Origin of the sequence: Nocardia sp. CDC159, assembly GCF_023740735.1 — a bacterium.
In the GTDB taxonomy this organism is placed as follows: domain Bacteria; phylum Actinomycetota; class Actinomycetes; order Mycobacteriales; family Mycobacteriaceae; genus Nocardia; species Nocardia pulmonis.
The window spans coordinates 1-1,129 of sequence record NZ_JAMRXH010000046.1; the positions used below are offsets into that span (position 1 = coordinate 1).

Genomic DNA, 1,129 nt, shown 5'->3' on the forward strand with positions numbered 1-1,129 from the left:
TGCGCTGGATAACTGCCGGAGAGTCTCATGGTCCCGCCCTCGTCGCGATCCTGGAGGGGATGGTGGCCGGTGTCGAGGTGACCTCGGCCGACATCGCCGCGCAACTGGCCCGCCGACGCCTCGGCTACGGCCGCGGCGCCCGCATGAAATTCGAAGCCGACACCGTCACCGTGATCGGCGGCCTGCGCCACGGCCGCACCATGGGCGGACCCATCGCCATCGAGATCGCCAACTCCGAATGGCCCAAATGGACCCAGGTCATGGCCGCCGACCCCGTCGACGAAAACGACCTGGCCGAACTCGCCCGCAACGCACCCCTGACCCGACCCCGCCCCGGCCACGCCGACTACTCCGGCATGCTCAAATACGGCTTCGACGACGCCCGCAACGTCCTCGAACGCGCCAGCGCCCGCGAAACCGCCGCCCGCGTCGCCGCGGGCACCGTGGCCCGAGCATTCCTGCGCCAAGCCCTCGGCGTCGAGGTCATCTCCCACGTGGTGGCCATCGGCACCGCCGCCGCCGCGCCCGGGACCGTGCCGACCGCCGCCGACCTGGCCGCCATCGACGACAGCCCGGTCCGCGCGTTCGACACCCACGCCGAAGCGGCGATGATCGCCGAGATCGAGGCCGCGAAAAAGGACGGCGACACCCTCGGCGGGGTGGTGGAGGTCGTGGTCGAGGGGCTGCCGGTCGGACTGGGATCGTTCACCAGCGGCGAGCACCGCCTCGACGCGCGACTGGCGGCCGCGCTCATGGGAATCCAAGCCATCAAGGGCGTGGAAGTCGGCGACGGATTCGACACCGCCCGCCGCCGCGGCAGCCAAGCCCACGACGAAATGCGACCCGGCCCCGACGGGGTACTGCGCTCGACCAACCGCGCCGGCGGCCTCGAGGGCGGCATGACCAACGGCGAAACCCTGCGGGTCCGCGCGGCCATGAAACCCATCTCCACCGTGCCGCGAGCCCTGGCCACCGTGGACATGACCACCGGCGACGAAGCCGTCGCCATCCACCAACGCTCCGACGTCTGCGCCGTCCCCGCCGCCGGCGTCGTCGCCGAGGCCATGGTCGCCCTCGTCCTCGCCCAGGCCGCACTCGAGAAATTCGGCGGCGACTCACTGCCCGAGAC

At 71.8% G+C, this 1,129-nt stretch carries 1 protein-coding gene; it reads left to right on the top strand.

The window, feature by feature from the left end; all coding sequences use genetic code 11:
* Window positions 1–1,129: chorismate synthase (aroC, locus tag NDR87_RS37050; RefSeq protein ID WP_251919013.1), on the top strand; the 1,129-nt coding region annotated here is incomplete at both ends.